Source organism: Shewanella sediminis HAW-EB3, from assembly GCF_000018025.1.
Classification (GTDB): domain Bacteria; phylum Pseudomonadota; class Gammaproteobacteria; order Enterobacterales; family Shewanellaceae; genus Shewanella; species Shewanella sediminis.
The window spans coordinates 3,684,572-3,709,750 of sequence record NC_009831.1 but is presented as its reverse complement, the minus strand read 5'-3'; the positions used below and the strand labels follow the sequence as shown (position 1 = coordinate 3,709,750).

At 46.1% G+C, this 25,179-nt stretch carries 25 protein-coding genes; all 25 read left to right on the top strand.

The genetic code is table 11. The annotated features are described in order from the left end of the window. The first annotated feature begins 2 nt into the window (after positions 1–2). The 25 genes from SSED_RS16095 (at position 3) to cheY (ending at position 25,168) form a co-directional block, all read left to right on the top strand. Complete coding sequence (locus SSED_RS16095) at positions 3–329, top strand: hypothetical protein (protein ID WP_012143406.1); 327 nt, start codon at positions 3–5, stop codon at positions 327–329. 10 nt (positions 330–339) lie between these two features. Beyond that, entirely contained in the window at positions 340–750 is a 411-nt protein-coding gene (gene fliS, locus SSED_RS16090) for a flagellar export chaperone FliS (protein WP_012143405.1), read from the top strand. Positions 751–1,040: 290 nt separating this feature from the next. Continuing rightward, positions 1,041–2,474, top strand: a complete 1,434-nt coding sequence (locus SSED_RS16085) for a sigma-54 dependent transcriptional regulator (protein ID WP_012143404.1) — start codon at positions 1,041–1,043, stop codon at positions 2,472–2,474. 294 nt (positions 2,475–2,768) lie between these two features. Next, a complete protein-coding gene (locus SSED_RS16080) occupies positions 2,769–3,884 on the top strand; it encodes a sensor histidine kinase (protein WP_012143403.1) in 1,116 nt (371 codons plus the stop codon). Next, a complete protein-coding gene (locus tag SSED_RS16075; RefSeq protein ID WP_012143402.1) occupies positions 3,877–5,235 on the top strand; it encodes a sigma-54-dependent transcriptional regulator in 1,359 nt (452 codons plus the stop codon). The genes SSED_RS16080 and SSED_RS16075 overlap by 8 nt, the downstream gene beginning before the upstream one ends. A gap of 324 nt (positions 5,236–5,559) precedes the next feature. Continuing rightward, positions 5,560–5,892 carry a flagellar hook-basal body complex protein FliE gene (gene fliE, locus SSED_RS16070; RefSeq protein WP_012143401.1) on the top strand — a complete coding sequence of 111 codons (333 nt, stop codon included), beginning with the start codon at positions 5,560–5,562 and terminating at the stop codon, positions 5,890–5,892. 76 nt (positions 5,893–5,968) lie between these two features. Further along, positions 5,969–7,678, top strand: a complete 1,710-nt coding sequence (gene fliF, locus SSED_RS16065; RefSeq protein ID WP_012143400.1) for a flagellar basal-body MS-ring/collar protein FliF — start codon at positions 5,969–5,971, stop codon at positions 7,676–7,678. Continuing rightward, on the top strand, positions 7,668–8,717 hold the full coding sequence (gene fliG, locus SSED_RS16060) for a flagellar motor switch protein FliG (RefSeq protein ID WP_012143399.1): 1,050 nt from the start codon (positions 7,668–7,670) through the stop codon (positions 8,715–8,717). The genes fliF and fliG overlap by 11 nt, the downstream gene beginning before the upstream one ends. Continuing rightward, positions 8,717–9,721: a flagellar assembly protein FliH gene (fliH, locus tag SSED_RS16055; protein ID WP_012143398.1), complete on the top strand. Its 1,005-nt coding sequence runs from the start codon at positions 8,717–8,719 to the stop codon at positions 9,719–9,721. Before fliG ends, fliH begins: the two co-directional genes overlap by 1 nt. A gap of 120 nt (positions 9,722–9,841) precedes the next feature. Then, positions 9,842–11,182, top strand: coding sequence for a flagellar protein export ATPase FliI (fliI, locus tag SSED_RS16050; RefSeq protein WP_012143397.1), 1,341 nt, complete (start codon positions 9,842–9,844; stop codon positions 11,180–11,182). 66 nt (positions 11,183–11,248) lie between these two features. Then, positions 11,249–11,695, top strand: a complete 447-nt coding sequence (gene fliJ, locus SSED_RS16045) for a flagellar export protein FliJ (protein WP_012143396.1) — start codon at positions 11,249–11,251, stop codon at positions 11,693–11,695. A 158-nt stretch (positions 11,696–11,853) separates the two neighbouring features. Next, entirely contained in the window at positions 11,854–13,683 is a 1,830-nt protein-coding gene (locus SSED_RS23720; protein ID WP_012143395.1) for a flagellar hook-length control protein FliK, read from the top strand. Positions 13,684–13,802: 119 nt separating this feature from the next. Further along, positions 13,803–14,324: a flagellar basal body-associated protein FliL gene (gene fliL / locus SSED_RS16035; protein WP_012143394.1), complete on the top strand. Its 522-nt coding sequence runs from the start codon at positions 13,803–13,805 to the stop codon at positions 14,322–14,324. Between the two features lie 41 nt (positions 14,325–14,365). Further along, positions 14,366–15,391, top strand: a complete 1,026-nt coding sequence (fliM, locus tag SSED_RS16030; RefSeq protein ID WP_012143393.1) for a flagellar motor switch protein FliM — start codon at positions 14,366–14,368, stop codon at positions 15,389–15,391. A 105-nt stretch (positions 15,392–15,496) separates the two neighbouring features. Beyond that, positions 15,497–15,880 (top strand): flagellar motor switch protein FliN, encoded by a 384-nt coding sequence (gene fliN, locus SSED_RS16025; RefSeq protein ID WP_012143392.1) that lies wholly within the window; start codon positions 15,497–15,499, stop codon positions 15,878–15,880. A gap of 8 nt (positions 15,881–15,888) precedes the next feature. Continuing rightward, entirely contained in the window at positions 15,889–16,266 is a 378-nt protein-coding gene (gene fliO, locus SSED_RS16020; RefSeq protein ID WP_012143391.1) for a flagellar biosynthetic protein FliO, read from the top strand. Next, the gene (fliP, locus tag SSED_RS16015; RefSeq protein ID WP_041421739.1) at positions 16,260–17,009 is read left to right on the top strand and encodes a flagellar type III secretion system pore protein FliP; all 750 of its coding nucleotides are present in this window, start codon (positions 16,260–16,262) and stop codon (positions 17,007–17,009) included. Before fliO ends, fliP begins: the two co-directional genes overlap by 7 nt. A gap of 8 nt (positions 17,010–17,017) precedes the next feature. Next, the gene (locus SSED_RS16010) at positions 17,018–17,287 is read left to right on the top strand and encodes a flagellar biosynthetic protein FliQ (RefSeq protein ID WP_012143389.1); all 270 of its coding nucleotides are present in this window, start codon (positions 17,018–17,020) and stop codon (positions 17,285–17,287) included. 52 nt (positions 17,288–17,339) lie between these two features. Then, complete coding sequence (gene fliR / locus SSED_RS16005) at positions 17,340–18,137, top strand: flagellar biosynthetic protein FliR (protein ID WP_012143388.1); 798 nt, start codon at positions 17,340–17,342, stop codon at positions 18,135–18,137. 32 nt (positions 18,138–18,169) lie between these two features. Continuing rightward, a complete protein-coding gene (gene flhB, locus SSED_RS16000; protein WP_012143387.1) occupies positions 18,170–19,303 on the top strand; it encodes a flagellar biosynthesis protein FlhB in 1,134 nt (377 codons plus the stop codon). 301 nt (positions 19,304–19,604) lie between these two features. Then, entirely contained in the window at positions 19,605–21,707 is a 2,103-nt protein-coding gene (gene flhA, locus SSED_RS15995) for a flagellar biosynthesis protein FlhA (protein WP_012143386.1), read from the top strand. 11 nt (positions 21,708–21,718) lie between these two features. Further along, on the top strand, positions 21,719–23,113 hold the full coding sequence (gene flhF / locus SSED_RS15990; protein WP_012143385.1) for a flagellar biosynthesis GTPase FlhF: 1,395 nt from the start codon (positions 21,719–21,721) through the stop codon (positions 23,111–23,113). 4 nt (positions 23,114–23,117) lie between these two features. After that, a complete protein-coding gene (locus SSED_RS15985; protein ID WP_012143384.1) occupies positions 23,118–23,999 on the top strand; it encodes a MinD/ParA family protein in 882 nt (293 codons plus the stop codon). After that, a complete protein-coding gene (locus SSED_RS15980; RefSeq protein WP_012143383.1) occupies positions 23,992–24,711 on the top strand; it encodes an RNA polymerase sigma factor FliA in 720 nt (239 codons plus the stop codon). Before SSED_RS15985 ends, SSED_RS15980 begins: the two co-directional genes overlap by 8 nt. A gap of 73 nt (positions 24,712–24,784) precedes the next feature. Then, complete coding sequence (gene cheY / locus SSED_RS15975; protein ID WP_012143382.1) at positions 24,785–25,168, top strand: chemotaxis response regulator CheY; 384 nt, start codon at positions 24,785–24,787, stop codon at positions 25,166–25,168. Positions 25,169–25,179: the final 11 nt, after the last annotated feature.

Sequence of the window (25,179 nt, the reverse complement as noted above, 5' to 3'; positions counted from 1 at the left end):
TCTTGCAAGTTCTACCAGAGCTGGAAAAATTAAATAAGTCTGTATCGGAAACCTTGATTGAGTTGGAAAAAATTCCAGCGGAAAACGAAACGGCTGATGAGTTGGTGTTAAATTTGCAAGAGTTAGTTGAACAGCGTCAACTTTTACTCGATGAGCTGCTAACTTCTCCAAAAGATGAAGATAGACCTGTGCTGGAAAGCCAATTAGCGTTAACGCAGCAATTTGAGCAGCAAGCTAAGCGAGTGTTACTACACAGGCAAGAGCTTTTGCATCTTGGAAGAAAAAGTAAACGCCAAATTAATGTTTACAAATCAATAGGTGCCAAATAGGTAGGTATATATGAGAAAGTCACTGCAATCATATCGAAAAGTGTCAGTTGAGAGTGAAATCTCCGTTGCGTCCCCCCACCGAATCATTCAGATGATGTTTGAAGGTGCACTGCAGCGTTTAGCACAGAGCCGATATGCGATTGAGAATAATGATACCGCCAACAAAGGGATCTATATTGGTAAGGCGATAGGCATTATCACCGGACTAAATAACAGTTTAAATATGGAAGAAGGTGGAGATATTCCCACTAATTTAAGTGCACTTTATGACTTTATGCTACGTCGAATTTCTGATGCGAATCTGAATAATGATGTTCAAGCGATCGATGATGTTTCTGATATTCTGAGAACGATTAAAGAGGGGTGGGACGCGATTCCGCCGGAACAGCACCATATGGCATCACACACCGAAGCCGTATAAATTCAAAATAGGTTTAAGGGGAGGGAACCCCAAAAAAATCGTCAAAAGTCAATTAATTGACAATCGGATCTGGATTCGTTGAATATTTCAGCTAAAATCAATGGAGTGCAGCTAAAATCAATTCAGGTTTGCATTAAATGCATCAGGGACTTGCTAATAGCTTGCTGATAATACACTATTCCTCACGGTAGTGATTTTGTTCAGTTTGTATTGGAAACACTACACAGCTTTTTAAGCAACAAACACTAATAATTAATGCGAATAATAACGAGCGCTTTACGGCTTTTTTAATGATGCAAACAGATCAACGAATTCTACTTGTCGGTAACCAGTCAGAGCGAATTAATCGCTTGTCGTGCGTATTTGAGTTTTTGGGTGAGCAAGTTGAGCTAGTCGCAGTCGATAAGCTTGAGCTGCGAATTCAAAACACTCGATTCAGAGCCTTGGTTATTTCAGCCGAAACTCAATCTAAAGAGTTACTTAAATCTCTTGCCGGGACATTACCCTGGCAGCCTATATTGTTGCTCGGAGACTTAACGGGCGTTACAGCATCTAATATTTTGGGTCATATTGAGGAACCCCTCAATTATCCTCAGTTGACCGAGCTGCTACATTTCTGTCAGGTCTTCGGCCAGGCTAAACGTCCGGATATTCCCACCAGTGTCAATCAGACTAAGTTATTCAGGAGTATGGTTGGGCGAAGTGATGGTATTGCTCAGGTTCGTCACTTAATTAGTCAAGTTGCCAGCTCTGATGCTACGGTATTGGTGTTAGGTCAGTCCGGTACAGGTAAAGAGGTGGTAGCCCGTAATATCCACTACATATCTGAACGTCGCGATGGCCCATTTATCCCGGTCAATTGTGGCGCAATTCCTGCGGAGCTTCTGGAAAGTGAGTTGTTCGGTCATGAGAAGGGATCGTTTACCGGTGCGATTAGTGCCCGTAAAGGACGCTTCGAATTAGCAGAGAAAGGCACTCTCTTCCTGGATGAGATCGGTGATATGCCTCTGCAGATGCAAGTGAAACTCTTGCGTGTGTTACAGGAGAAGGTATTTGAACGGGTAGGGGGTTCAAAGTCAATTACTACCGACGTTCGTGTTGTCGCTGCGACTCATAGAGATCTGGAAGATATGATCACTAACGGTGAGTTTCGTGAAGATCTCTATTATCGATTAAATGTTTTCCCTATCGAAATGCCTGCCCTGTGCGAGAGAAAAGATGATATACCTCTCTTGCTTCAGGAGTTAGTCAGTCGTGTTTATAACGAAGGGCGTGGTAAGGTTCGTTTTACCCAAAGAGCGATAGAGTCTCTGAAGGAGCACGCCTGGTCAGGTAACGTAAGAGAACTCTCGAATTTAGTTGAGCGCCTTACTATTCTTTACCCAGGCGGCTTGGTCGATGTTAATGATCTTCCTGTTAAATATCGTCACATAGATGTACCTGAATATTGTGTCGAGGTGAGTGAAGAGGAGCTAGAGCGTGATGCGTTGGCTTCGATATTCAGTAATGATGAACCGGTCGATATTCCTGAAACACGTTTTCCAAGCGAGCTACCCCCGGAAGGCGTTAATCTCAAAGACCTTCTCGCTGAGCTTGAGATAGATATGATTAGGCAAGCGTTAGAACAACAAGATAATGTCGTTGCCAGAGCGGCTGAAATGTTAGGTATCAGACGCACGACTCTCGTCGAAAAGATGAGAAAATATGGCATGGGTAAAGATTGAAAATAAGTTCCTAGATCCTGGAAACTAGGTCCTAGATTTAAATTAAAGAAGCCAGCTAATTCTCTATGAGGGTTAGCTGGTTTTTGTTTTCTAAGCGCTTAATACGCTTTAAAGACATTTCCCATATCCTTATGGGTCAGCTGAGGAAGTGTCGACTGTTCTATGGAACATTATCGACCAGTGGCTTTCTTTTCGTGATCCTTAGGAACTATCACCTAGAAACTATTACCTTTTTTATATATGGCACAATTCATGCAAAACCTCCGTTAGCAGCAATTTTTTGACGGAGTGGATATGTCCGTAAGTCCTCAGATTCAACTTGATACATTAAATCAGCACTCGCCTCGATGGTTGGAAACAGCACCTGCTGCCAATATGTCCAATCGAATGGAACGCATCCTTCAGGCTATGCCTTCCGGAGTCGTGATCATTAATGGTGATGGATTAGTCACGGATGCTAATCCAGTGGCCGTTGAACTCTTGGGGTTACCATTAGAGGGCTTAAGGTGGATTCAGGTCATTAACCGTGCCTTTTCTCCACAAGATGACGATGGTCATGAAGTTTCACTTCGCAATGGTCGCAGAGTTAAGCTCGCGATAACCCCGTTGACGCCAGAACCAGGCCAGCTAATAGTACTGACTGATCTGACTGAAACCCGTCTGCTGCAAAAGAATTTATCACATCTTCAGCGCCTTTCTGCACTAGGAAAGATGGTGGCAACTCTTGCTCATCAAGTGCGTACGCCATTGACTGCAGCCTTGCTATACGCCTCAAATTTAGCCAGCCCCAGAATATCTGAATCTGCAAGAAGCCGTTTTCAGAAGAAGCTCGTCGATAGGCTAAATGAGCTTGAACATCAGGTGAACGATATGTTGCTGATGGCAAAGGGACGTCAACAAGAGCAAGGTGAAGCTGAGACTGTCGATTCGATTATGGGAAGTGTGCTGGCGAATTGCGAACCCATTGCAAAGCAACATTCATGTAAGCTTGAATTTATCGATGAATCCAGTGGTGAGTTTCTTGCCAATGCCAGCGCATTAAGCTCGGCTATCAATAACCTTGTGGTTAACAGCATAGAAGCGGGCGCGACCCGGGTCGAGCTGAAAGGGCGAGAATCGGCTCACGAACTTCAGATCGACGTCACCGACAATGGCAAAGGCTTAGATAAGGCGATGCAGAAGAAAGTGATGGAACCTTTTTTTACGACTAAACCACAGGGAACAGGGCTTGGTCTTGCTGTTGTTCAGTCGGTGGTGGCTAATCATGGCGGAAAGATTGATTTTAGGTGCGAGAAAGGAATGGGTTGCAGAGCTTCCTTACACTTTCCCAAGTTACAACAAATGACAGATAAAGAAGATCTTTTACAGGAAGGTTTATCTAAACAAGCTGAGGAGTCATCTCATGTCTGAAGGAAAAATACTCTTGGTTGAGGATGACCACTCGCTCAGGGAAGCCCTATTAGATACGCTATTACTGGCACAATATGAATGCACCGATGTTAGTTCTGCTGAAGAGGCCATCATTAAGCTGAAAGGTGAATCATTCGATATGGTGATAAGCGATGTGCAGATGGAGGGGATTGGAGGCATAGGTTTGCTCAATTACCTTCATCAACATACACAAATACCAGTGCTGTTAATGACGGCTTATGCCACCATAGATAATGCGGTTAATGCGATTAAATTGGGCGCTGTCGATTATCTGGCAAAACCCTTCGCTCCCGAGGTGCTATTAAACCAGGTTTCTCGTTATATGAAGCCTAAACTGGTTCAGGATCAACCCATTGTCGCCGATGACAAGAGTCTTGCGTTACTCAGTTTAGCTCAAAAGGTAGCAGCATCCGATGCTTCGGTGATGATTATGGGACCGAGTGGTTCAGGAAAAGAGGTGTTGGCGCGCTATATTCATCAAAACAGCAGTCGTGTCGAGGGTCCGTTTGTGGCAATTAATTGTGCCGCGATTCCTGAGAACATGCTCGAAGCCACTCTTTTTGGCTATGAGAAAGGTGCCTTTACCGGTGCCTATCAGGCTTGCCCCGGAAAATTTGAACAGGCGCAGGGAGGGACTCTGCTGCTGGATGAAATCTCAGAGATGGAGCTAGGACTACAGGCCAAGCTTTTGCGTGTACTTCAAGAGCGTGAGGTTGAGCGACTCGGGGGGCGTAAGAATATCAAACTGGATGTCAGAGTGCTCGCGACGTCGAATCGTGATCTTAAGTCTCTGGCGAGCTCAGGGGAGTTTCGTGAGGATCTATATTACCGAATCAATGTCTTTCCACTGACATGGCCGGCGTTAAATCAAAGGCCGGCTGATATCTTGCCGCTAGCCAGACACTTACTGTTAAGGCACGCCACGTCATCGGGATTGGCCCAAGTACCTGAGCTCGATGAAAGTGCTTCGAGGCGCTTATTGACACACCGCTGGCCCGGCAATGTCAGAGAGTTAGATAATGTGATCCAACGAGCATTGATACTTCAAAGCGGCGCGGATATCGGCGTTAATGACATCATTATTGACTCGCAAGATGGGATACTTAATCAGGACAGATCAGATATCGTGCAAAATATTGAACCTAAGCCTGCCGAACTCGATGGGCTCGGGGATGAGCTAAAGGCCCAAGAGCACGTCATTATTCTCGAGACGCTGACTCAATGTCAGGGAAGCCGTAAGCTTGTCGCCGAAAAACTGGGGATAAGTGCCAGAACCCTCAGATATAAGATGGCTAAAATGCGGGATATGGGAATACAGATCCCGGCTTAAAAGCTGAGAAGGACGCCCTGCAGGCTACTAGGACGCTCGCAGGCTCACTGCTAGGACGGACTTCGTCCTAATAGGTTCTAGGAAATGCAAGCGCACAAGCTTGTATCGGTTTGATTTTAAGTTTATTTGTCCAACCCATAACCTAGGAGGAGCAGCGCGACGCCCTCGAAGTGACGAAGTCACGTCCTAGCAGCGTAGCGTTCTTCTTAGCCCCCCCTTCCTTTGTCTAACTTGGCAAACTTATTGCATCATCATAACTATCTGTAATTTTCGTCAACTATTCGTCACTTTGTATTCAAGAAGGACGGCGATAGGGAGCATGTTATGCAAATAGGTGCCAATTCATTACTGCAAGAGATGCAGTCACTAAGCGGTGAAATTCCTGCTGGCGGCATTAATACCCAAATTACCAGACAGGTTAATAATACCTCAGGCAGTAATTTTGGTGAGCTCCTTTCTCAAGCCGTGGGCAGTGTGGGTGAACTTCAAGCCAACTCAGCGTCTATGGCTAGTCGGCTGGATATGGGTGATACAAGTGTGACTCTATCCGATACCGTCATCGCCAGAGAAAAAGCGAGTGTTGCTTTTGAAGCTACGGTTCAAGTCAGAAACAAGTTTGTCGAAGCTTATAAACAAATTATGAGTATGCCTGTATAATTTCGGTCAATCGAAATTTGAGTTAATACTAAAAAATTATGGATAGAACAAGCAGGTATCTATTGTGAGTACTGATATGGTTGTAGGTACAAATTCCACATTGGCAAGCGATGGCATTGCAGGTGGTGTACAAGAAGAAAACAAGTCTGGCGGTGTTGGCTCTTTTGGTGGAGTCGATATGTTACGACAGGTGACCATGATCCTTGCACTTGCAATCTGTCTTGCGCTTGCTGTATTTGTCATGTTGTGGGCACAGGAACCCGAATACAGACCTTTGGGTAAAATGTCTACTCAAGAGATGATCCAAGTTTTGGATGTACTCGATAAGAATAAGATCAAGTATGAGATAGATGTCGATGTGGTGAAGGTACCCGAAGACAAGTATCAAGATGTAAAGTTGATGCTGACTCGCGAAGGTGTTGATAGCGCAGCCAGTAGCAGCGATTACCTGAGCCAAGACAGCGGGTTTGGCGTCAGCCAAAGAATGGAGCAAGCCAGACTCAAACATAGCCAAGAGTTAAACTTGGCCAGAGCCATCGAAGAATTAAGAAACGTGACCCGCGCAAAAGTGATTTTAGCGATTCCTAAAGAGAATGTTTTTGCACGTAATCGCTCTAAGCCAAGTGCTACGGTTGTGATCAATGCTCGTCGTGGAAGTCTTGGTCAGGAAGAAGTTGATTCAATTGTTGATATTGTGGCATCTGCAGTTCAAGGACTAGAGCCCACACGTGTGACTGTGACAGACTCTAATGGCAGATTACTTAACTCCGGCAGTCAGGATGCGGTCTCGGCTCGAGCTCGCCGCGAGCAAGAGTTGGTTCAACAAAAAGAGTCAGAATATCGAAACAAAGTAGAATCGATACTGATGCCAATCTTGGGGCCAGAGAACTTTACCTCTCAAGTCGATGTTAGCATGGACTTTACTTCCGTTGAGCAGACGGCTAAGCGATATAACCCTGATCTGCCAGCGCTTCGTAGTGAGATGACAGTCGAGAATAATTCGAACGGTGCAACCACGGGGGGCATTCCAGGAGCCTTGTCTAACCAACCCCCTATGGAAGCCAATATTCCACAAGAGGCGTTAAATAATCAGGCCGACGCCGAGTCTAATTCATCTTCTGGCTCATCTCATAGGGAAGCGACGAGAAACTTCGAACTCGATACGACTATCAGCCATACAAGACAGCAGATTGGTGTGGTGAGACGAGTCAGTGTATCTGTCGCCGTCGATTTTAAATCCGGCAGTGCCGGCGAAGATGGTCAAGTCAGTCGTGTGCCAAGAACCGAACAGGAATTATCAAATATCCGTCGCCTGCTCGAAGGTGCGGTGGGCTTCACTACCCAGCGTGGTGACATAATCGAAGTCGTTACCGTTCCCTTCATGGATCAGCTGATTGAAGACGTCCCCGCCCCCGAATTGTGGGAGCAACCCTGGTTTTGGCGTGCAATTAAGTTAGCCCTGGGTGGCATTGTTATCTTGGTGCTTATTCTTGCGGTTGTCAGACCTATGTTAAAACGACTCATCTATCCCGATAGTGTTAAATTGCCTGATGAGCCTAGATTTGGTGATGAACTGGCCGAGATTGAAGATCAATATGCTTCAGATACATTAGGTATGTTGAACAGACCAGAAGCAGAATACAGTTACGCCGACGATGGTTCAATTTTGATACCAGATCTTCACAAAGATGATGATATGATTAAAGCAATTAGGGCACTGGTAGCAAATGAGCCTGAACTGTCGACACAAGTCGTAAAGGGTTGGTTACAAGACAATGAGCAATGATAACGAGAATGAAGTTAAGTCCAAAGGCGGCAAGTTTAGTGTCGATGATCTTACTGGTACCGAAAAAACAGCCATCTTATTGCTGAGCTTAAGCGAAGCCGATGCGGCTTCAATTTTGAAACATCTTGAACCTAAACAAGTTCAGAAAGTGGGCATGGCAATGGCCGCGATGCAAGATTTTGGTCAGGAAAAAGTCATTGGTGTCCATCAGCTATTTTTGGATGAAGTTCAGAAGTACTCCTCAATTGGTTTTAATAGTGAGGAGTTCGTCCGAAAGGCGCTGACAGCGGCATTGGGTGAAGACAAAGCCGGTAACCTGATTGAACAGATCATCATGGGCAGCGGCGCTAAAGGCCTCGAATCGCTTAAGTGGATGGATGCACGCCAAGTTGCCACCATCATCCAGAATGAGCACCCCCAGATCCAAACCATTGTTCTCTCGTATCTGGAACCCGATCAGGCCGCCGAGATTTTTGCTCAGTCGCCGGAAAATACCCGTCTAGATCTGATGATGCGAATAGCGAATTTAGAAGAGGTGCAACCGGCCGCGCTACAAGAGTTGAACGATATTATGGAGAAACAGTTTGCAGGCCAAGGCGGTGCTCAAGCTGCCAAGATGGGTGGATTGAAAGCGGCTGCTAACATCATGAACTATCTCGATACCGGTGTTGAGAGCCAGCTGATGGAGACCATGAGAGAGTCAGATGAAGAGATGGCTCAGCAGATACAAGATCTGATGTTTGTCTTCGAGAATCTCATCGATGTTGATGACATAGGTATTCAGACTCTTCTGCGTGAAATCCAGCAGGATGTGTTAATGAAGGCGCTTAAAGGTGCAGACGATCCGCTTAAAGATAAGATTTTAGGCAACATGTCTAAGCGCGCCGCAGAGCTACTGCGCGATGATCTTGAGGCTATGGGGCCAATCAGAATTAGTGAAGTAGAAGTGGCTCAAAAAGAGATCCTCTCTATCGCACGACGTCTGAGTGACAGCGGGGAAATTATGTTAGGTGGCAGTGGTGGTGAAGAGTTCTTATAATGAAACCAAATAGCCCCGATAAGCCCAAAGATGAGAATAAACCAGAGTCTGAAATGGACTTCAGTCATTGGCAAATTCCCGATGTGACCCAAGCCGTCCCTGATGATGTATCAAATCTGTTCGGACGCAAGGCTGTTCACCATGAACACGTCGAAGAAACTGACGCCTTTTCTCCTCCCACGCTCAGTGAAATTGAAGATATCCGAAAACAAGCAGAGCAGGATGGGTTCACAGAAGGTAAAGATGAAGGCTACCAAGCGGGCATAGAAAGTGGTCGTTTGGAAGGGATGAAACAGGGACATAGTGAAGGGTTTGAGCAAGGCCGGGAGCAAGGCTATCAGGATGGCGTCGAACAAGCTAAAGTGTTAATCAATCGGTTTGAATCCTTACTGTCTCAATTTGAAAAACCGATGCAGCTGCTTGACAACGAAATAGAACATGAGCTCGTTCAATTGACGATGAAGCTGTCGAAAGCCGTGGTTGGACACGAACTAAAAACCCACCCTGAACATATTCTTTCGGCATTAAGGTTGGGGGTCGACTCTTTACCGATAAAGGAGCAAGGCATTAATATTCGTCTGCACCCTGATGATTATCAGCTCGTTCAAGACTTGTATAGCGTTAACCAGTTAGAGAAAAATCGTTGGGAGCTGGAAGCCGATCCTAGTTTGAGCCCAGGCGACTGTGTCATTAATAGCCAGCGAAGTAGCGTAGATATGCGTCTTGATACTCGGATTAATTCGGTTCTTGATGAGTTAGAGGGTCACCAGCAACATCTGGCTCAAACTATTGAACGGCAAAAACAGGAGTTAGACTCTGTGGCTAAGTCTGTTGTTCCCTCTTCGGCAGCGCTGCCAGACAATAATTCAAATAACTCAGAGCAACAAATACAGCCAGATAGCAACCCGCAGCAGGTCAGCATGGATAAGCAAGGTAACACTGATGCGGTGTCAGGTGAGGATTCCAGAGATGAGCCTCCTTCCGGAGACTCGAATGAGCAATAAGTATCAGTGGGTGGAGACTTACCCGATAATGACTCGAGTTCATTCTATCCACCTTCATACTTTTCACCTATAGCCAGTAGCTTAACAACCCCAGTATTCAATGAATAGGCGAAGAACATCATGCGCAGCCGCCAAAACCAACTACTCAGCAAAATTAAGCATCAATCAATCAAGGTTCATCCCTTCGTCGCAGAGGCGAGCGGTCAGTTGGTCCGCGTTGTGGGTCTCACGCTCGAGGCCACCGGATGTCGTGCACCTATAGGAAGCCTGTGTAGTATTGAAACCTTAGCCGGTGAGCTGGTTGCCGAGGTGATAGGCTTCGATGGTGAACTGCTTTATCTGATGCCAATCGAAGAGCTACGAGGTGTATTGCCAGGGGCTAAAGTCACTCCTTTAGGAGAACAAACGGGTCTGAATGTGGGGATGTCACTGCTTGGCAGAGTACTCGATGGTAGTGGTCACCCTCTCGATGGGCTAGGCCGGTTACAAACCGAACAAAGAGCCCCGAGGCATTCACAAGTGATTAACCCGTTATCGCGAAGGGCCATCACAGAGCCGCTGGATGTAGGGGTAAGGGCTATCAATGCCATGCTCACCGTGGGCAAGGGGCAACGTATGGGGCTTTTTGCCGGCTCGGGTGTGGGTAAGAGTGTGCTACTTGGCATGATGACGAGAGGGACGACTGCCGATGTGATTGTTGTCGGCCTGGTAGGAGAGCGTGGACGAGAAGTTAAAGAGTTTATTGAAGAAATTCTAGGTGAAGAGGGGCGTGCCCGTTCGGTTGTTGTTGCAGCGCCAGCAGATACGTCACCCTTGATGCGCCTACGGGCCTGCGAAACATCCACAAGAATAGCCGAATATTTCAGAGACCTTGGTTATAACGTACTTTTACTGATGGACAGCCTGACTCGTTATGCTCAGGCGCAGCGTGAGATTGCTCTAGCCGTCGGTGAGCCGCCGGCGACCAAGGGATATCCGCCATCGGTTTTTGCCAAATTACCTAAACTGGTCGAACGAGCCGGAAATGGCGGGCCAGGTCAAGGCTCTATCACTGCGTTTTATACGGTACTGACAGAAGGCGATGATCTGCAAGATCCCATTGCCGATGCAGCCAGGGCGATTCTCGATGGCCATATTGTGTTGTCCCGTAGTTTAGCCGACTCCGGCCATTATCCAGCGATCGATATTGAAGCCTCAATCAGTCGTGTCGCCCCTATGGTGATAAGCCCTGAGCACTTAGAGTCGATGCGTTGTGTCAAGCAAGTCTATTCCTTGTTCCAGCAGAATAAAGACCTCATCTCTATCGGTGCCTATACTCAAGGAAGTGACCCGAGAATAGATAATGCTATCCGCTTGCAACCGGCGATGAATGCCTTTCTAAGACAGACAATGAAAGAGGCGCTCAGCTTCGATAGCAGTGCGCTAATGCTCTCTCAATTGGGCGCACAGTGTAAGGTATGAATGAGTTTCTAGGTCCTAGGCTCTAGGACCTAGAGTCTATAACCTTCTCTTATTCCAGGAATATTAATGGCTAAGCATGATCCTTTAGACACCGTTTTAAAGCTGGCAACAGAAGCCGAAGAGCAAGCCGCACTTCAGTTGCAGTCAGCCCAGTTGGCACTTCAGAAATGTCAGAGTCAGTTGGGAGCGTTGAGAAATTATCGATTAGACTATATGAAACAGATGGAAACTAATCATGGTAAGACGATCAGTGCCAGTTATTATCATCAATTCCATCAGTTTGTTCGCCAGATCGATGATGCCATTGTCAAACAGATAGCATCGGTTACCGAAGCCGATACTCAGAGGCTTCATCGACAACAGTATTGGCAGGAGAAGCAGCAAAAGCGCAAGGCGGTCGAACTCTTGCTCGCCCATAAAGCCGAGAAGGCGCAACAGGCAGAGTTAAGACGGGAGCAGAAACTAACTGATGAGTTTGCTTCACAACAGTTTTATCGAAAGCGTTCCCGCTAGCGCCGTTACTCGCATTTTTTCAATACAGACTTGCATGCATTGGCACCTTAATTGCTTGTAATCTTTATGCAATTATAGATTGACCGATTTCGGTCGATAATTTGACGCTATGTAAAGCTCCATATGTTAATTGGACTATAGCGGCTGTTGGAGGCTTCATGCAGAAAATGACAAATGTACTTTTACCTAATGCTGAGATAACTGCTGAGAGTAACGCCTCTGCCGGCATTAAGAAAAGTGCCCATTCAGAAAGTCGACTATCTGAACCCCAATCCTCTGAAACTAAATCCTCTGAAAAGAATGACTTTTATGCTGCGCTGGAGCAGGCAAGTAATCAAGTCGATAAGTCCTCTGCAAAATCGAATAAGACAAAAGAGATGCATATCGATGCTCTTGGTAATGAGGACAAGCCTTCACTGAGCAAGGAGCAGCTTGATGCTGCTGAAGGGGATACCACCGATGTAGATCATGTATTAGGTCAGCTGACCCTTGCCAGCGAGCTTGATAATACCGATAGCTTGGGCTTTAGCGGTAAACTCTTGCCGCTCAATGCCGATCCGGCATCTAATTCTCAGTCACAAGAGTCAGAGCTTGCCTTTAACTTCAATAAGTTTGGAAATAATACAACTCAGGAGTCAGAGCTGACGACCGAGCTTGTCCAGGGGGAGTCACAGGAGTCAGAACTCGCCCTTAAAACTGGTGGCACAGATGAAACCGGCCTCGAGTCCACCGATACTATCGGTCAGGAGATGATGGAACTGCTGATGGCTAAAACGGGATTGTCAAAAGAGGAGTTGCAGGCCCTGCCTGCTGAAAAATTAACAGAGCTGGCAGCATTAGCTAAAGCCGGTGCGACGAATTTTCAACAAGTTCTCGATGGCAATGTCACCGGGGCTTCGAGCCAAGCATCATTGACTAGCTCAGGCAATGTACAAGGGACTGGCAATGTTCAGGGCGCTGCCAATGTCAAGGGAGCTACAGCGGGAAGTCCTGCCAGTGAAGGGGCATCATTAGATAGAAATGCAAGCTCCGTTGCTATGGGAGCCAATGGGCTAAGTCAAGCAGGTATAAATGAAGCGGGAGCTGAGTTCAAGGGGAATCAGGCTGTAAAATCCGACCCATTAACGGCTTTAAATGGTGGTGCTCAATCCAGCGCCCCTAAAGAGGGGGAGCTAAAACTAAGTGGTGTAAATCTTGGCGATACTAAGCCAGTTGAAGCTAAGTCAGTCGAAGTTAAGCCGATTGAACTCAAGTCTAACGATGCTAAGTTGAGTAATATCCTCGGCGAAAAGTCCATTCTCGAAGTCGATAAAAACCTTCAGGTTAACAACAAGAGTGCGGGACTTGCCCCAGATGCTGCCGCGCAACAGTTGAAAGGAGCCGAGCTCTCGGTGCAGTTAACACCGATAAAAGGTGCAATGGAACTTTCGCCCGCTCAAAGTGAGCCTGTGGCAGATATAAAGACCTTTCAGACAACAGCGCCAACTCCGACCTCCCCGACGAGCCGAGGTGAAGTCCCTCAATTTCAGTTATCGTTGAGACAGAATAACGAGCAACAAAATATGATGCAGGAGATGATCCAACGTTTCTCTCCTGTCATGAAACAGCAATTGATGACTATGGTGAGCCAAGGCGTACATCATGCGGAGATCAGACTCGACCCGGCAGAATTAGGACAGATGATGGTGAGGATCCAGGTTCAGGGCGACCAGACGCAGGTGCAATTCCAGGTGACCCAGCATCAAACGCGAGATCTGATTGAACAGGCGATCCCCAGATTAAGAGATCTGCTTTCTGAACAGGGCATGCAATTAACTGACAGTCACGTTTCTCAGGGGGATACAGGTCAAGGGGAGCGTGGAGAGAATGGAAGTGATGAAAACCAAGGTCGTTATGGCAATGAGATGGATGAAATTGCAGCAGAAGAGTCACTATTAAGCATAAATCAGACAACAAGTTATAGTTCAGGTATAGATTATTATGCATAAGCAGGTAACCTATAGCGCTAGAAAAGCAGTTATTGAAAATTAAGTGCTGTCGGGACAAGATAGAAGGCATCACAACACACCAATAACAGGCTTAGTTACGTCTTTAGAAGGGAAATCAGATGGCTGAAGAAGAATCATTAGAGTTAGAAGAGAACCAAGAGCCTAAAAGTAAGAAAAAATTGGTGATCTTTGGTGCCATAGGTCTGGTACTGGTACTTCTTATTGGTGGTGGACTCTGGTTTTTTCTTGGGTCGAGTGACACCGCGGAGACTGTCGATACCGAGGAGGTTGCCACTGAGACCGGTGAACCTGTCAATAGTGGCGAAGCTTACTATGTAGGTATGCCCAGACCATTTTTGTTTAACCTTCCCGGGGCGAACCGCTCAAGATTGGTTGAAATTAAAGTTCAGTTAATGGTGCGTGGAAGCGAAGATGATCTCTTGATTAAAAAGCACATTCCATTAATTGAAGATGCGTTACTTACTACGTTTAGTAGCGCCGATGTTCAGAAGTTGAGTTCACTTGCCGGTAAGGACGAAATGCGTCAGATGGCCCTGCTCAATGTTCAAAATACCCTGCAACCGGTAACCGGAAGAAAAGTCGTTGAAAAAGTCCTGTTTACCGGTTTTGTTATGCAGTAATTCGAAAACATATCCTATTTAAAAGTTAAAAAGGCACTATTGTGAGTGATCTATTAAGCCAAGACGAAATTGATGCGTTACTGCATGGTGTAGATGACGTAGAAGAAGATGAGGTAGACGAGGGGCTTGATGCCCGCTCCTATGACTTCTCTTCGCAAGATCGTATTGTCCGTGGACGTATGCCTACGCTGGAGATCGTGAATGAGCGTTTTGCTCGCCATTTACGGATCAGCATGTTCAACATGATGCGCCGAGCCGCCGAAGTGTCCATTAACGGTGTCCAAATGCTTAAGTTTGGCGAATATGTCCATACTCTATTTGTTCCTACCAGTCTCAATATGGTGCGTTTTAGCCCCCTGAAAGGGACGGCACTGATCACCATGGAAGCAAGATTAGTCTTTATCTTAGTGGATAACTTTTTTGGTGGAGATGGACGCTTTCACGCTAAAATTGAAGGTCGTGAATTCACCCCAACTGAACGACGTATCGTGCAGTTACTGCTAAAGATTATCTTCGAAGATTATAAAGATGCCTGGGCACCTGTGATGGATGTCGAGTTCGATTATCTGGACTCTGAGGTCAACCCGGCTATGGCTAATATTGTTAGCCCTACCGAAGTGGTTGTCGTCAGTTCATTCCATATCGAAGTCGATGGCGGGGGAGGGGATTTTCATATCACCATGCCTTATTCAATGATTGAACCTATCCGTGAACTGCTTGATGCCGGTGTACAAAGTGACACTCAAGATACCGATATGCGTTGGTCGCAGGCATTAAAGGATGAGATTATGGATGTAGATGTAGGCATAGATGCAACCATTGTAGAGCATCAGGTTACGTTAAAAGATGTGATGGAATTTAAACAAGGGGACGTGATCACCGTTGAATTGCCGGAACATATCGTTATGAGGGTCGAAGATCTGCCGACTTACCGATGCAAACTAGGTACTGCGCGTGATAATTTAGCTTTGAGAATATGTGAAACCATTCCGAGACCGGAAACGGCTAAGAATGAGCTGCAACTGGTCACTCGCAAGGCGAAGGTCAGAGAAGCGAAAGAGTTATAAGTTAATAGTCACGAGCAGAAGGTTCTAGGTTCTAGGTTCTAAATTCGACCCTCGAACCTCGACACTAAGCATTAAGAGATATTAAAAATATTTAAGGTAAAAAAGATGAGTACTGAAGATACAGGTGATGATTGGGCTGAAGCGATGGCAGAGCAGGCAATAGAAGAGGCGCAGGCTGTCGAACTCGACGAGTTAACCGATACCGCTGCGGCGCTTTCTGAAGAAGATGTCGCCAAGCTCGATTCAATTATGGATATTCCTGTGACTATCTCGATGGAGGTGGGTCGTAGTTTTATCAGTATCCGGAATTTATTGCAGCTCAACCAAGGCTCAGTGGTCGAATTAGATCGTGTCGCGGGGGAGCCGTTAGACGTGATGGTCAACGGAACATTAATCGCTCACGGAGAGGTGGTTGTTGTGAACGATAAATTTGGTATTCGTTTGACTGACGTGATCAGCCAGACTGAACGAATTAAAAAGCTTAAATAAAGGCTGATATGATTATCTCAATGTTGGCGGCGGGTGCCGCTACGACTACGGCAGCAGCCTCGGCGGTAGAGAAAGACTCGGCAATGGCTACTTTAGCGAACATGTTGGGTGGTTTAATTGTCGTACTTATCCTGATCTTCGTTTTGGCTTATATCGTGAGGCGGTTTAATTTAGTCCCCGCAAGCAGCAATGTGCTTAAAGTGGTTGCTGCAACGTCGTTAGGGCAGAGAGAGAAGGTGGTATTAGTCGAGGTCGATGGTCAGCAATATCTACTGGGCGTGACTCCTCAACAGGTTAATTTAATAGATAAGCTGGAAACTGTGGTAAATACTGAGATGGATTCATTTGCCAGTCGATTACTTCAAGCAAAGTCAAAACAATCATGAAACGGATCCTGATTTTTATTGCGTTTAGCCTATTACTTATTTCGCCGGAGGCCTTCTCTCAAGGAGGCGTTCTACCCGCCGTAACTGTGACAACTGGCCCACAGGGCGAGACGCAATACTCTGTGACTATGCAGATACTCTTGTTGATGACCTCACTGAGTTTTCTGCCTGCCATGGTTATCATGTTAACCTCGTTCACGAGAATCATCGTAGTCCTGTCTATTCTTCGTCAGGCGATTGGTCTTCAGCAAGCACCGTCTAATCAGGTGTTGATCGGAATGAGTCTGTTCCTCACTTTCTTCATTATGTCTCCCGTTTTCGATAAAGTTTACGATGATGCGGTCAAGCCCTATATGGAAGAGAGCATGGGCATCGAGGAGGCCTTTAATAAGGGTAAGGAGCCGATAAAGACATTCATGTTGGCGCAGACCCGCGTGACCGATCTCGATACCTTCATTCAGATCTCCGGCTATCAGAATATTAACTCTCCGGAAGAAGCGCCGATGAGTGTGATCATTCCCTCATTTATCACCAGCGAATTAAAAACGGCCTTCCAGATTGGGTTTATGCTGTTCGTCCCATTTCTCGTTCTGGATTTAGTGGTCGCCAGTATCTTGATGGCCATGGGTATGATGATGCTCTCACCTATGATTGTCTCACTTCCTTTTAAAATTATGTTGTTTGTTCTCGTCGATGGTTGGAGCCTTGTGATGGGGACTCTAGCTAATAGTTTTGGGACCTAGGAGTCCTTATGAATCCTGAATCACTGGTCGATATATTCCGAGAAGCGTTAACCGTTATCGTGACAATTGTCTCCTTGATCATTGTTCCTGGTCTTATCATAGGTCTCGTTGTTGCCGTTTTTCAGGCGGCAACCTCAATTAATGAGCAGACGTTGAGTTTCTTACCACGTTTGCTTACTACCTTGTTTGCACTAATGTTTCTTGGCCATACACTGATACAAACGATGATGGAGTTCTTCATTCAGATGGTAAATATGATCCCGCAGGTTATCGGGTGATGGACATTTACCAGCAGGTGTTTATCTTTGACTGTATAAAGCGCCCTGGCTGATGGAAATTTTAATCGGCACCATCATGGATACCATAGCGTCATACATGTGGCCGCTATTTCGGGTATCGAGCATGTTGATGGTGATGGCTGTTTTTGGGGCGAATACCACACCAGTCCGTGTTCGTCTGCTCCTGTCTATGGCGATCACATTTGCTATTGCTCCTGTATTACCTCCCGTAGAAAATATTGAACTTTTCGCCTTATCTTCGGTGTTTGTGACCGCACAGCAAATCTTAATCGGCGTTGCCATGGGGTTTGTCACCTTGTTGGTCATGCAGACATTTGTGTTGACGGGACAAATTATCGGTATGCAAACGAGCCTGGGTTTCGCCTCCATGGTTGACCCCTCATCGGGTCAACAAACCCCGGTTATCGGTAACTTCTTTCTACTGCTAACGACAATGATTTTTTTAAGTGTCGATGGGCACTTAGTCTTGATCAGAATGTTAGTGGTGAGTTTCGAGACGATCCCCATCTCCGATCAGGGGCTAAGTATTACCAGCTATAAGCTGCTAGCCGAGTGGGGAGCCTATATGTTTGGTGCCGCGCTCACGATGTCAATCACAGCAATCGTGGCACTTCTATTGATTAACTTATCTTTCGGTGTCATGACCCGAGCGTCGCCTCAACTTAACATCTTCGCGATTGGTTTTCCCGTGACTATGGTCAGTGGCTTGATCATCTTATGGTTAACCCTGACTCCGATTATGGAGCATTTCGGTGAGGTCTGGCGTGCCGCTCAGTTATTGCTTTGTGATGTGTTACTGCTTCAATGTAATGTCGATGGTCTTTTTTAATCATGCAAACGATAAAGCCCGGGAGTTAACCTATGGCTGAGAACGACAGCAGTCAAGAGAAAACCGAGGAGGCGACCCCCAGGCGCCGGGAGCAATCCCGGGAGAAAGGTCAGGTTGCTCGCTCGAAGGAGTTAGGAACTTCAGCTGTCTTGATGGCTGCCGCTGTCGGTTTCGCTATGACTGGGCCAAGTATAGCCAAGGCTCTCTATAATATTATGGAGATGCTCTTTACCCTGGACAGAACGCAGATCTTTGATACCAATGCGTTGTTTTTAATCTGGCCTGTCATAGGTCAGCAGCTCGCATTCCCTATGCTGAGCTTTATTGCAATACTCACCCTTATGGCATTCTTGGGCAATATTGTCCTTGGCGGTATCACCTTCTCCACTAAGGCATTTATGCCTAAAACAGATAAGATGAATCCGATCAATGGTTTCAAACGAATGTTTGGTGTTCAAGCGCTCGTCGAATTGACCAAAGGTATCGCAAAATTTTCGGTAGTCGCATTATCAGCCTATTTTCTTCTAAGCTACTATTTTAATGATATTCTGGCACTCTCACGGGATCACCTCCCCGGCAACGTTTACCATGCATTAGATCTCCTGATCTGGATGTTCATTATTCTCTGCTCCTCCACAATAATTATTGTCGTTATCGATGTTCCATTTCAAATCTGGAACCACAACAAGCAGCTGAAGATGACGAAGCAGGAGATAAAAGATGAATATAAAGATACCGAAGGTAAGCCGGAAGTTAAGGGCAAAGTAAGGCAGATGCAAAGAGAGATGGCGCAACGCCGCATGATGGGCGAAGTACCTAATGCCGATGTGATTGTGGTCAATCCGGACCATTATGCCGTTGCGGTTAAGTATGATGCCATGAAAGCCACGGCTCCCTTTGTTTTGGCAAAAGGCGTCGATGAAGTGGCATTCAAGATTAGGGAGATAGCGCGAGAACATGAGATTGCCATCGTCTCAGCCCCACCTCTGGCGCGTGCTATATACCATACAACTAAGATCGATCAGGAAATTCCCGAAGGACTTTTCACTGCGGTAGCTCAGGTGCTCGCTTACGTATTTCAGCTTCGTCAATTTCAAAAACATGGTGGTAAACGACCCAATCCAATTCCAAGTGAACAACCTATCCCTGATGAACTTAAACATTAAGTTACCGCTGTTAAGTGTTAAATAATGGGCAATTGAAGCTTGGCTGATTCGATATAAGAATATTAACCCTCAGAATAGTTGCATTCTTATCCACGTCTACCGCTTTTATCATTATATTGTCCATTTGAGATATTAAGCCGTTCATTTACCGTGTGTTTAACGGTATAGTGGCGCAGCTAAAAATCTACTTACTAATTTTTTACTAAGTTTTTACTAAATTCGCACTAAATTACTAAACTCCCCATATTGGCTTAAAAATTGCTGAATAAGGGCTAGATGTCAAAGTTTGGACTCTTTTTGAATGGATGTTAAAGCAAGCCTAGGTCAATTAAAGCAAGTAAGACCCGCCAATTTTAAAGGCCTGGGTACACCTCTGCTTGTTTTAGCCGCTTTGGCTATGATCGTATTGCCGATCCCTGCATTCCTGCTCGATATTCTTTTCTCTTTCAATATTGCCTTAGCGCTTGTTGTATTACTGGTATCTATCTATACCGACAGGCCACTGGATTTTGCCGCTTTCCCAAGTGTATTGCTGGTTGCAACCCTGTTGAGGTTGGCACTTAACGTCGCCTCTACCCGAGTCGTTCTGCTCGAGGGGCACAATGGTGGTGATGCGGCCGGTAAGGTGATTGAGTCTTTCGGTTCTGTGGTGATTGGCGGTAACTATGCCGTGGGTCTGGTGGTCTTTCTCATTCTGATCATCATTAACTTCGCCGTAGTGACTAAAGGTGCCGGGCGTATCTCAGAAGTGAGTGCCCGCTTCACCTTGGATGCCATGCCTGGTAAACAGATGGCTATCGATGCCGACTTAAATGCCGGGGTGTTAAATCAGGATCAAGCCCGGGTTCGCCGCGCTGAGGTCACTAAAGAAGCTGATTTCTATGGCGCGATGGATGGTGCATCGAAGTTTGTAAAAGGTGATGCGATTGCCGGTATTATGATCATGGTGATTAATATCTTAGGTGGTTTCGTCATCGGTATGGTTCAGCATGGACTCGATTTCTCCTCTGCGGTAGAGATCTACACCCTGCTAACCATTGGTGATGGCCTGGTGGCTCAGATACCAGGCCTGTTGCTCTCTATTGCGGCTGCACTCATGGTGACACGTCAAAATGAGTCGGGTGATATGGGCCAGATGATGATGAGTCAGATGTTTGACAATCCGAAATCGATAGCCATCGCCGCCGCAGTCCTGTTTATCATGGGTATCGTACCAGGGATGCCACATGTTGCCTTTCTCACTCTCGCTTTTGCCGTCGGCGGCGTTGCTTTCATGATGTATAAAAAGAAGGAAAATGAGCGCGAGAAAGCGCTGGAGTTGGCTAAGACCTCTCCGGCTGAGAAGGCCGATGCCGGTAAACCAAAAGAGCTCAGTTGGGATGATGTTCAACACGTCGATACCATTGGGCTTGAAGTGGGTTATCGATTGATCCCACTGGTCGATAAAGGTCAAGGTGGAGAACTGCTGGGCCGAATCAAAGGGGTTAGAAAGAAACTGTCTCAGGAACTTGGCTTCCTGGTTCCTGCTGTTCATATTCGCGATAATCTTGACCTGTCGCCAAATACCTATCGTATCTCTCTGATGGGAGTGGCCTCCGGGGAAGCCGAGATCAGACACGATTGTGAACTGGCGATTAACCCTGGACAGGTGTATGGCAAGTTAGATGGCATTGAAACCACCGATCCCGCCTTTGGGCTGGAGGCGGTGTGGATTGCCCCTGAGCTTAGAGAGCACGCACAAACCTTAGGGTATACCGTTGTTGACGCTGCGACGGTAGTGGCAACGCACTTGAGTCAGCTATTAACCAATAATGCGGCTAAGTTGCTGGGCTACGAAGAGGTACAGCAGTTGATGGAGATGTTAGGTAAGCATTCTCCAAAGCTTGTCGATGGATTCGTGCCAGATGTGATGCCACTTGGCTCTGTAGTAAAAGTGATGCAGAACTTGCTTAATGAAGGTGTTTCAATCCGGGACCTGAAGACCATAGTTCAGACATTACTTGAGTATGGCACTAAGAGCGCCGATACCGAGGTACTGACGGCCGCGGTGCGTATTGCACTGAAACGCATGATAGTTCAAGAGATCAGCGGACCAGAGACAGAGATCCCTGTCATTACATTGGCGCCAGAGTTGGAACAGATGTTGCATCAGTCTATGCAGGCGACTGGCGGTGAAGGTCCGAATATTGAACCTAGTCTAGCTGAACGTATGCAGAAGTCTTTAGAAGACGCATCACAGAGGCAGGAGATGGTTGGACAGCCGGCAATATTGCTTACATCGGGTATGTTACGTTCAACCTTGTCCAGGTTTGTTAAACATACAATTCCAAACCTAAGGGTGATCTCCTATCAGGAAGTGCCCGATGAGAAGCAGATTAGAATAGTATCTGCTGTCGGTCAGTAGAGGGTGTGTAAGTGAAGATTAAACGATTTTTAGCAAAAGATATGCGCACAGCTCTCGCCCAGGTTAAAGAGACCTTAGGTTCAGATGCCGTGATTATGTCCAACAAGAAAGTGACGGGTGGCATAGAGATAGTGGCGGCTGTCGATTACGACGAGCCTAAGCCCAAATTGCAGCAAGCTGCAAATGCTGCTCCCACGTCATCATTTCTGGATCTGGCAGAAGAGAAAATTTCTCTTGGGTCAAAAAGACCCGTTCGGACGGAATCAAAAATTAAGCCGGCTCCTGCCGCTGATTCATTGCAAGCCCTGTTAGAGAGACAACAGAGTCGTGTTAACCAGCAGGTCGGTCACAAATCTGATGAGCTGGATATGCCCGAGTGGGCAAAAGGGTTACAAGCTCCATCTGTTAATGCGAGAGTAGCCGAACCCGAAGCAAAGCCATTTAGTGGTCGAAGCGGGCATGAATCTAAAGTTAAACCGAATCAAGAGTTTGATGCGATGCGTGAAGAGTTAGCCTCTCTGCGTAATTTATTGACTCATCAGGTGACGTCGTTACTGACGGAGCAAAAGAGTCGGGTTAATCCTGTCGGTGCCATGTTAGAAAGTAAATTGCTGGATGCCGAGTTTTCACCGGCAGTGGCAACAAAGCTTTCCGATTTGAGTGAACATTATACTCCGGCCGAACTCGTCAGAACTTTGCCGCGCAGTTTGGCCAATATGTTAGATAATCAAGGTGATGATATCGTTCGTCAGGGTGGTGTCGTCGCATTTGTTGGCCCTACAGGGGTCGGCAAAACAACAACTGTTGCAAAATTAGCCGCCAGATATGTTGCACACCATGGTGCAGATCAAGTTGCATTGATTACAACCGATCATTATCGCATAGGAGCCTTTGAGCAATTGGCTACCTATGGCAAAATAATGGGGTGTCCGGTAAAGCAGGCACACGATCTCAGTGAGTTGGAACAAATTCTTTATCAGTTCAGGAATCGCAAGCTAGTATTGATAGATACGGCGGGTATGGGTCAACGAGATATCAGGCTTTTCCAACAACTTGATAATTTAGCTGCAAATAGCAGAATACCTATACGCAGTTATCTGGTACTGTCTTCTACAGGGCAGAGAAGGGTCTTAGAGGACGCCGTAGCGCAGTTTAAACGTATTCCGCTATCGGGAGCCGTGTTGACTAAGCTCGACGAATCAATTTCTTTAGCTCCAGCATTGAGCGTATTGATACAAAGTGGGTTACCATTAAGTTATGTAACTGACGGGCAAAGAGTTCCAGAAGATATGCAAGTTGCTGATACCTTAGCTTTAGCCAATAAAGCGTTATCGGTATTAGATAAGAAAGAACACTTAGTACAGAACAATGAACGGTCAGATGAAAGGGCCTATGCATTTGAGTAAAGCAATGAGTCGGGATCAAGCAAGTGGTTTACGTATGATGAATCAACCTTATAACGAAAAAGTAAAAGTAATCGCGGTTTCCGGTGGTAAAGGTGGCGTGGGTAAAACCAGTGTCTCTATCAATACCGCTGTCGCCTTGGCTGAAAAAGGAAAGCGTGTATTAGTCCTGGATGCTGATTTAGGCTTGGCTAATGTCGATATTATGTTGGGGTTACGAGCCGATCGTAACTTATCACATGTATTATCGGGAGATGCAGAGCTGGATGATATTATCGTTCGTGGGCCTAAAGGTATCGGTATTATTCCGGCGACCTCGGGAACACAGGCGATGGTTGAACTGTCTCAGGCACAGCACGCCGGTTTAATTCGAGCCTTTAGTGAGATGCGTACTCAATTCGACATTTTAATTGTCGATACTGCGGCAGGTATCTCAGATATGGTATTGAGTTTTTCTCGGGCTTCTCAAGATGTGCTAGTAGTAGTCTGTGATGAACCGACATCGATCACCGATGCTTATGCCTTAATAAAGATATTGAGTCGTGAGCATGGTGTTTTCCGTTTTAAAATAGTTGCCAATATGGTGAGAAGTTTACGGGAAGGGATGGAACTCTTTGCTAAACTTAGTAAAGTTACGGATCGTTTCTTAGATGTCGCGTTGGAATTAGTTGCAACGATACCTTTCGATGAAAATTTACGTAAATCTGTACGTAAACAAAAATTGATCGTAGAGGCGTACCCTAAATCGCCGGCATCAATTGCTTATCATGGCCTGGCCAATAAGATAATTAGTTGGCCGATACCTCAGCAACCAGGTGGTCATCTTGAATTTTTTGTCGAGCGATTAGTACAACGACCTGAGTATCAAGAGGATAGGACGAGTGAGTAAAGCCGCTGCGTATACTTGTTTAGATAATAAAGCCTCAATAGTTGAACAGTATGCACCGTTGGTTAAAAAGATTGCCCACCATCTGTTAGCGCGTTTACCGGCATCGGTTCAACTCGATGACCTGTTGCAAGCCGGAATGATGGGGCTTCTCGAAGCTTCTTCGAAGTTTGATGGTAGCAAAGGGGCAAAATTTGAAACTTTTGCAGGCATTCGGATCCGTGGTTCGATGCTTGATGAGATCCGTCGGGGAGACTGGGTTCCGCGTTCGGTTCATCGTAATCAAAGGCGCGTTGCTCAGGTTATCGATGAATTAGGGCAAGAGCTAGGCAGAGATGCCGTTGACAGCGAAATTGCACAGCGACTTGATATGTCGCTCGATGAGTACCATCATATTCTAAATGATGTTTCAGTGGGTAAAGTTGTTGGTATCGAAGATTTAGGTGTGTCGGTTGATGTTGTTAGCCATGAAGAGGTTCAGCAGGACGATATATTTGAGTCGATAGCAGACGTAGAATTTCATAAGGCATTAGTGGAAGCTATCAAGCTTTTGCCTGAGAGAGATGGATTAGTTTTGTCGCTTTATTATGACGAAGCACTGAATTTAAAAGAAATTGGGGCCATTCTTGAAGTTAGCGAGTCGCGGGTAAGCCAGATATTGAGTCAGGCGATGCTCAGACTTAAAGCTAAACTTAAGCATTGGACAACAAAATAACAATTATACACCCAAGCTGCCTCAAGTAGTTTGGGGATATCAGTAACAATTAAAGAGCTCCGCGGAGGAAACCTTGGACAAGAATATGAAGATTCTCGTTGTTGACGATTTCTCAACAATGAGGCGTATCATCAAGAACTTGTTAAGAGACTTGGGTTTTAATAACACTCAAGAAGCAGATGACGGTTCAACAGCACTGCCTATGTTGCAAAAAGGCGACTTCGATTTTGTCGTGACCGATTGGAATATGCCTGGCATGCAGGGAATCGATCTATTAAAAGCGATTCGTGCAGACGATGAGTTAAAGCACCTCCCTGTGCTGATGGTTACTGCAGAAGCAAAAAGAGAGCAGATCATCGCAGCAGCGCAAGCGGGTGTGAATGGTTATGTTGTTAAGCCTTTTACAGCCGCTACGTTAAAAGAGAAGTTAGACAAAATTTTTGAACGACTCGGATAATCAAGGTTGTG

What these genes read in the sequence shown, in the direction of transcription:
- fliS (WP_012143405.1), top strand. Translation starts at nt 340, where the DNA reads ATGAGAAAGTCACTGCAATCATATCGAAAAGTGTCAGTTGAGAGTGAA.
- SSED_RS16085 (WP_012143404.1), top strand. Translation starts at nt 1,041, where the DNA reads ATGATGCAAACAGATCAACGAATTCTACTTGTCGGTAACCAGTCAGAG.
- SSED_RS16080 (WP_012143403.1), top strand. Translation starts at nt 2,769, where the DNA reads ATGTCCGTAAGTCCTCAGATTCAACTTGATACATTAAATCAGCACTCG.
- SSED_RS16075 (WP_012143402.1), top strand. Translation starts at nt 3,877, where the DNA reads ATGTCTGAAGGAAAAATACTCTTGGTTGAGGATGACCACTCGCTCAGG.
- fliE (WP_012143401.1), top strand. Translation starts at nt 5,560, where the DNA reads ATGCAAATAGGTGCCAATTCATTACTGCAAGAGATGCAGTCACTAAGC.
- fliF (WP_012143400.1), top strand. Translation starts at nt 5,969, where the DNA reads ATGGTTGTAGGTACAAATTCCACATTGGCAAGCGATGGCATTGCAGGT.
- fliG (WP_012143399.1), top strand. Translation starts at nt 7,668, where the DNA reads ATGAGCAATGATAACGAGAATGAAGTTAAGTCCAAAGGCGGCAAGTTT.
- fliH (WP_012143398.1), top strand. Translation starts at nt 8,717, where the DNA reads ATGAAACCAAATAGCCCCGATAAGCCCAAAGATGAGAATAAACCAGAG.
- fliI (WP_012143397.1), top strand. Translation starts at nt 9,842, where the DNA reads ATGCGCAGCCGCCAAAACCAACTACTCAGCAAAATTAAGCATCAATCA.
- fliJ (WP_012143396.1), top strand. Translation starts at nt 11,249, where the DNA reads ATGGCTAAGCATGATCCTTTAGACACCGTTTTAAAGCTGGCAACAGAA.
- SSED_RS23720 (WP_012143395.1), top strand. Translation starts at nt 11,854, where the DNA reads ATGCAGAAAATGACAAATGTACTTTTACCTAATGCTGAGATAACTGCT.
- fliL (WP_012143394.1), top strand. Translation starts at nt 13,803, where the DNA reads ATGGCTGAAGAAGAATCATTAGAGTTAGAAGAGAACCAAGAGCCTAAA.
- fliN (WP_012143392.1), top strand. Translation starts at nt 15,497, where the DNA reads ATGAGTACTGAAGATACAGGTGATGATTGGGCTGAAGCGATGGCAGAG.
- fliO (WP_012143391.1), top strand. Translation starts at nt 15,889, where the DNA reads ATGATTATCTCAATGTTGGCGGCGGGTGCCGCTACGACTACGGCAGCA.
- SSED_RS16010 (WP_012143389.1), top strand. Translation starts at nt 17,018, where the DNA reads ATGAATCCTGAATCACTGGTCGATATATTCCGAGAAGCGTTAACCGTT.
- fliR (WP_012143388.1), top strand. Translation starts at nt 17,340, where the DNA reads ATGGAAATTTTAATCGGCACCATCATGGATACCATAGCGTCATACATG.
- flhB (WP_012143387.1), top strand. Translation starts at nt 18,170, where the DNA reads ATGGCTGAGAACGACAGCAGTCAAGAGAAAACCGAGGAGGCGACCCCC.
- flhA (WP_012143386.1), top strand. Translation starts at nt 19,605, where the DNA reads ATGGATGTTAAAGCAAGCCTAGGTCAATTAAAGCAAGTAAGACCCGCC.
- SSED_RS15985 (WP_012143384.1), top strand. Translation starts at nt 23,118, where the DNA reads ATGAGTCGGGATCAAGCAAGTGGTTTACGTATGATGAATCAACCTTAT.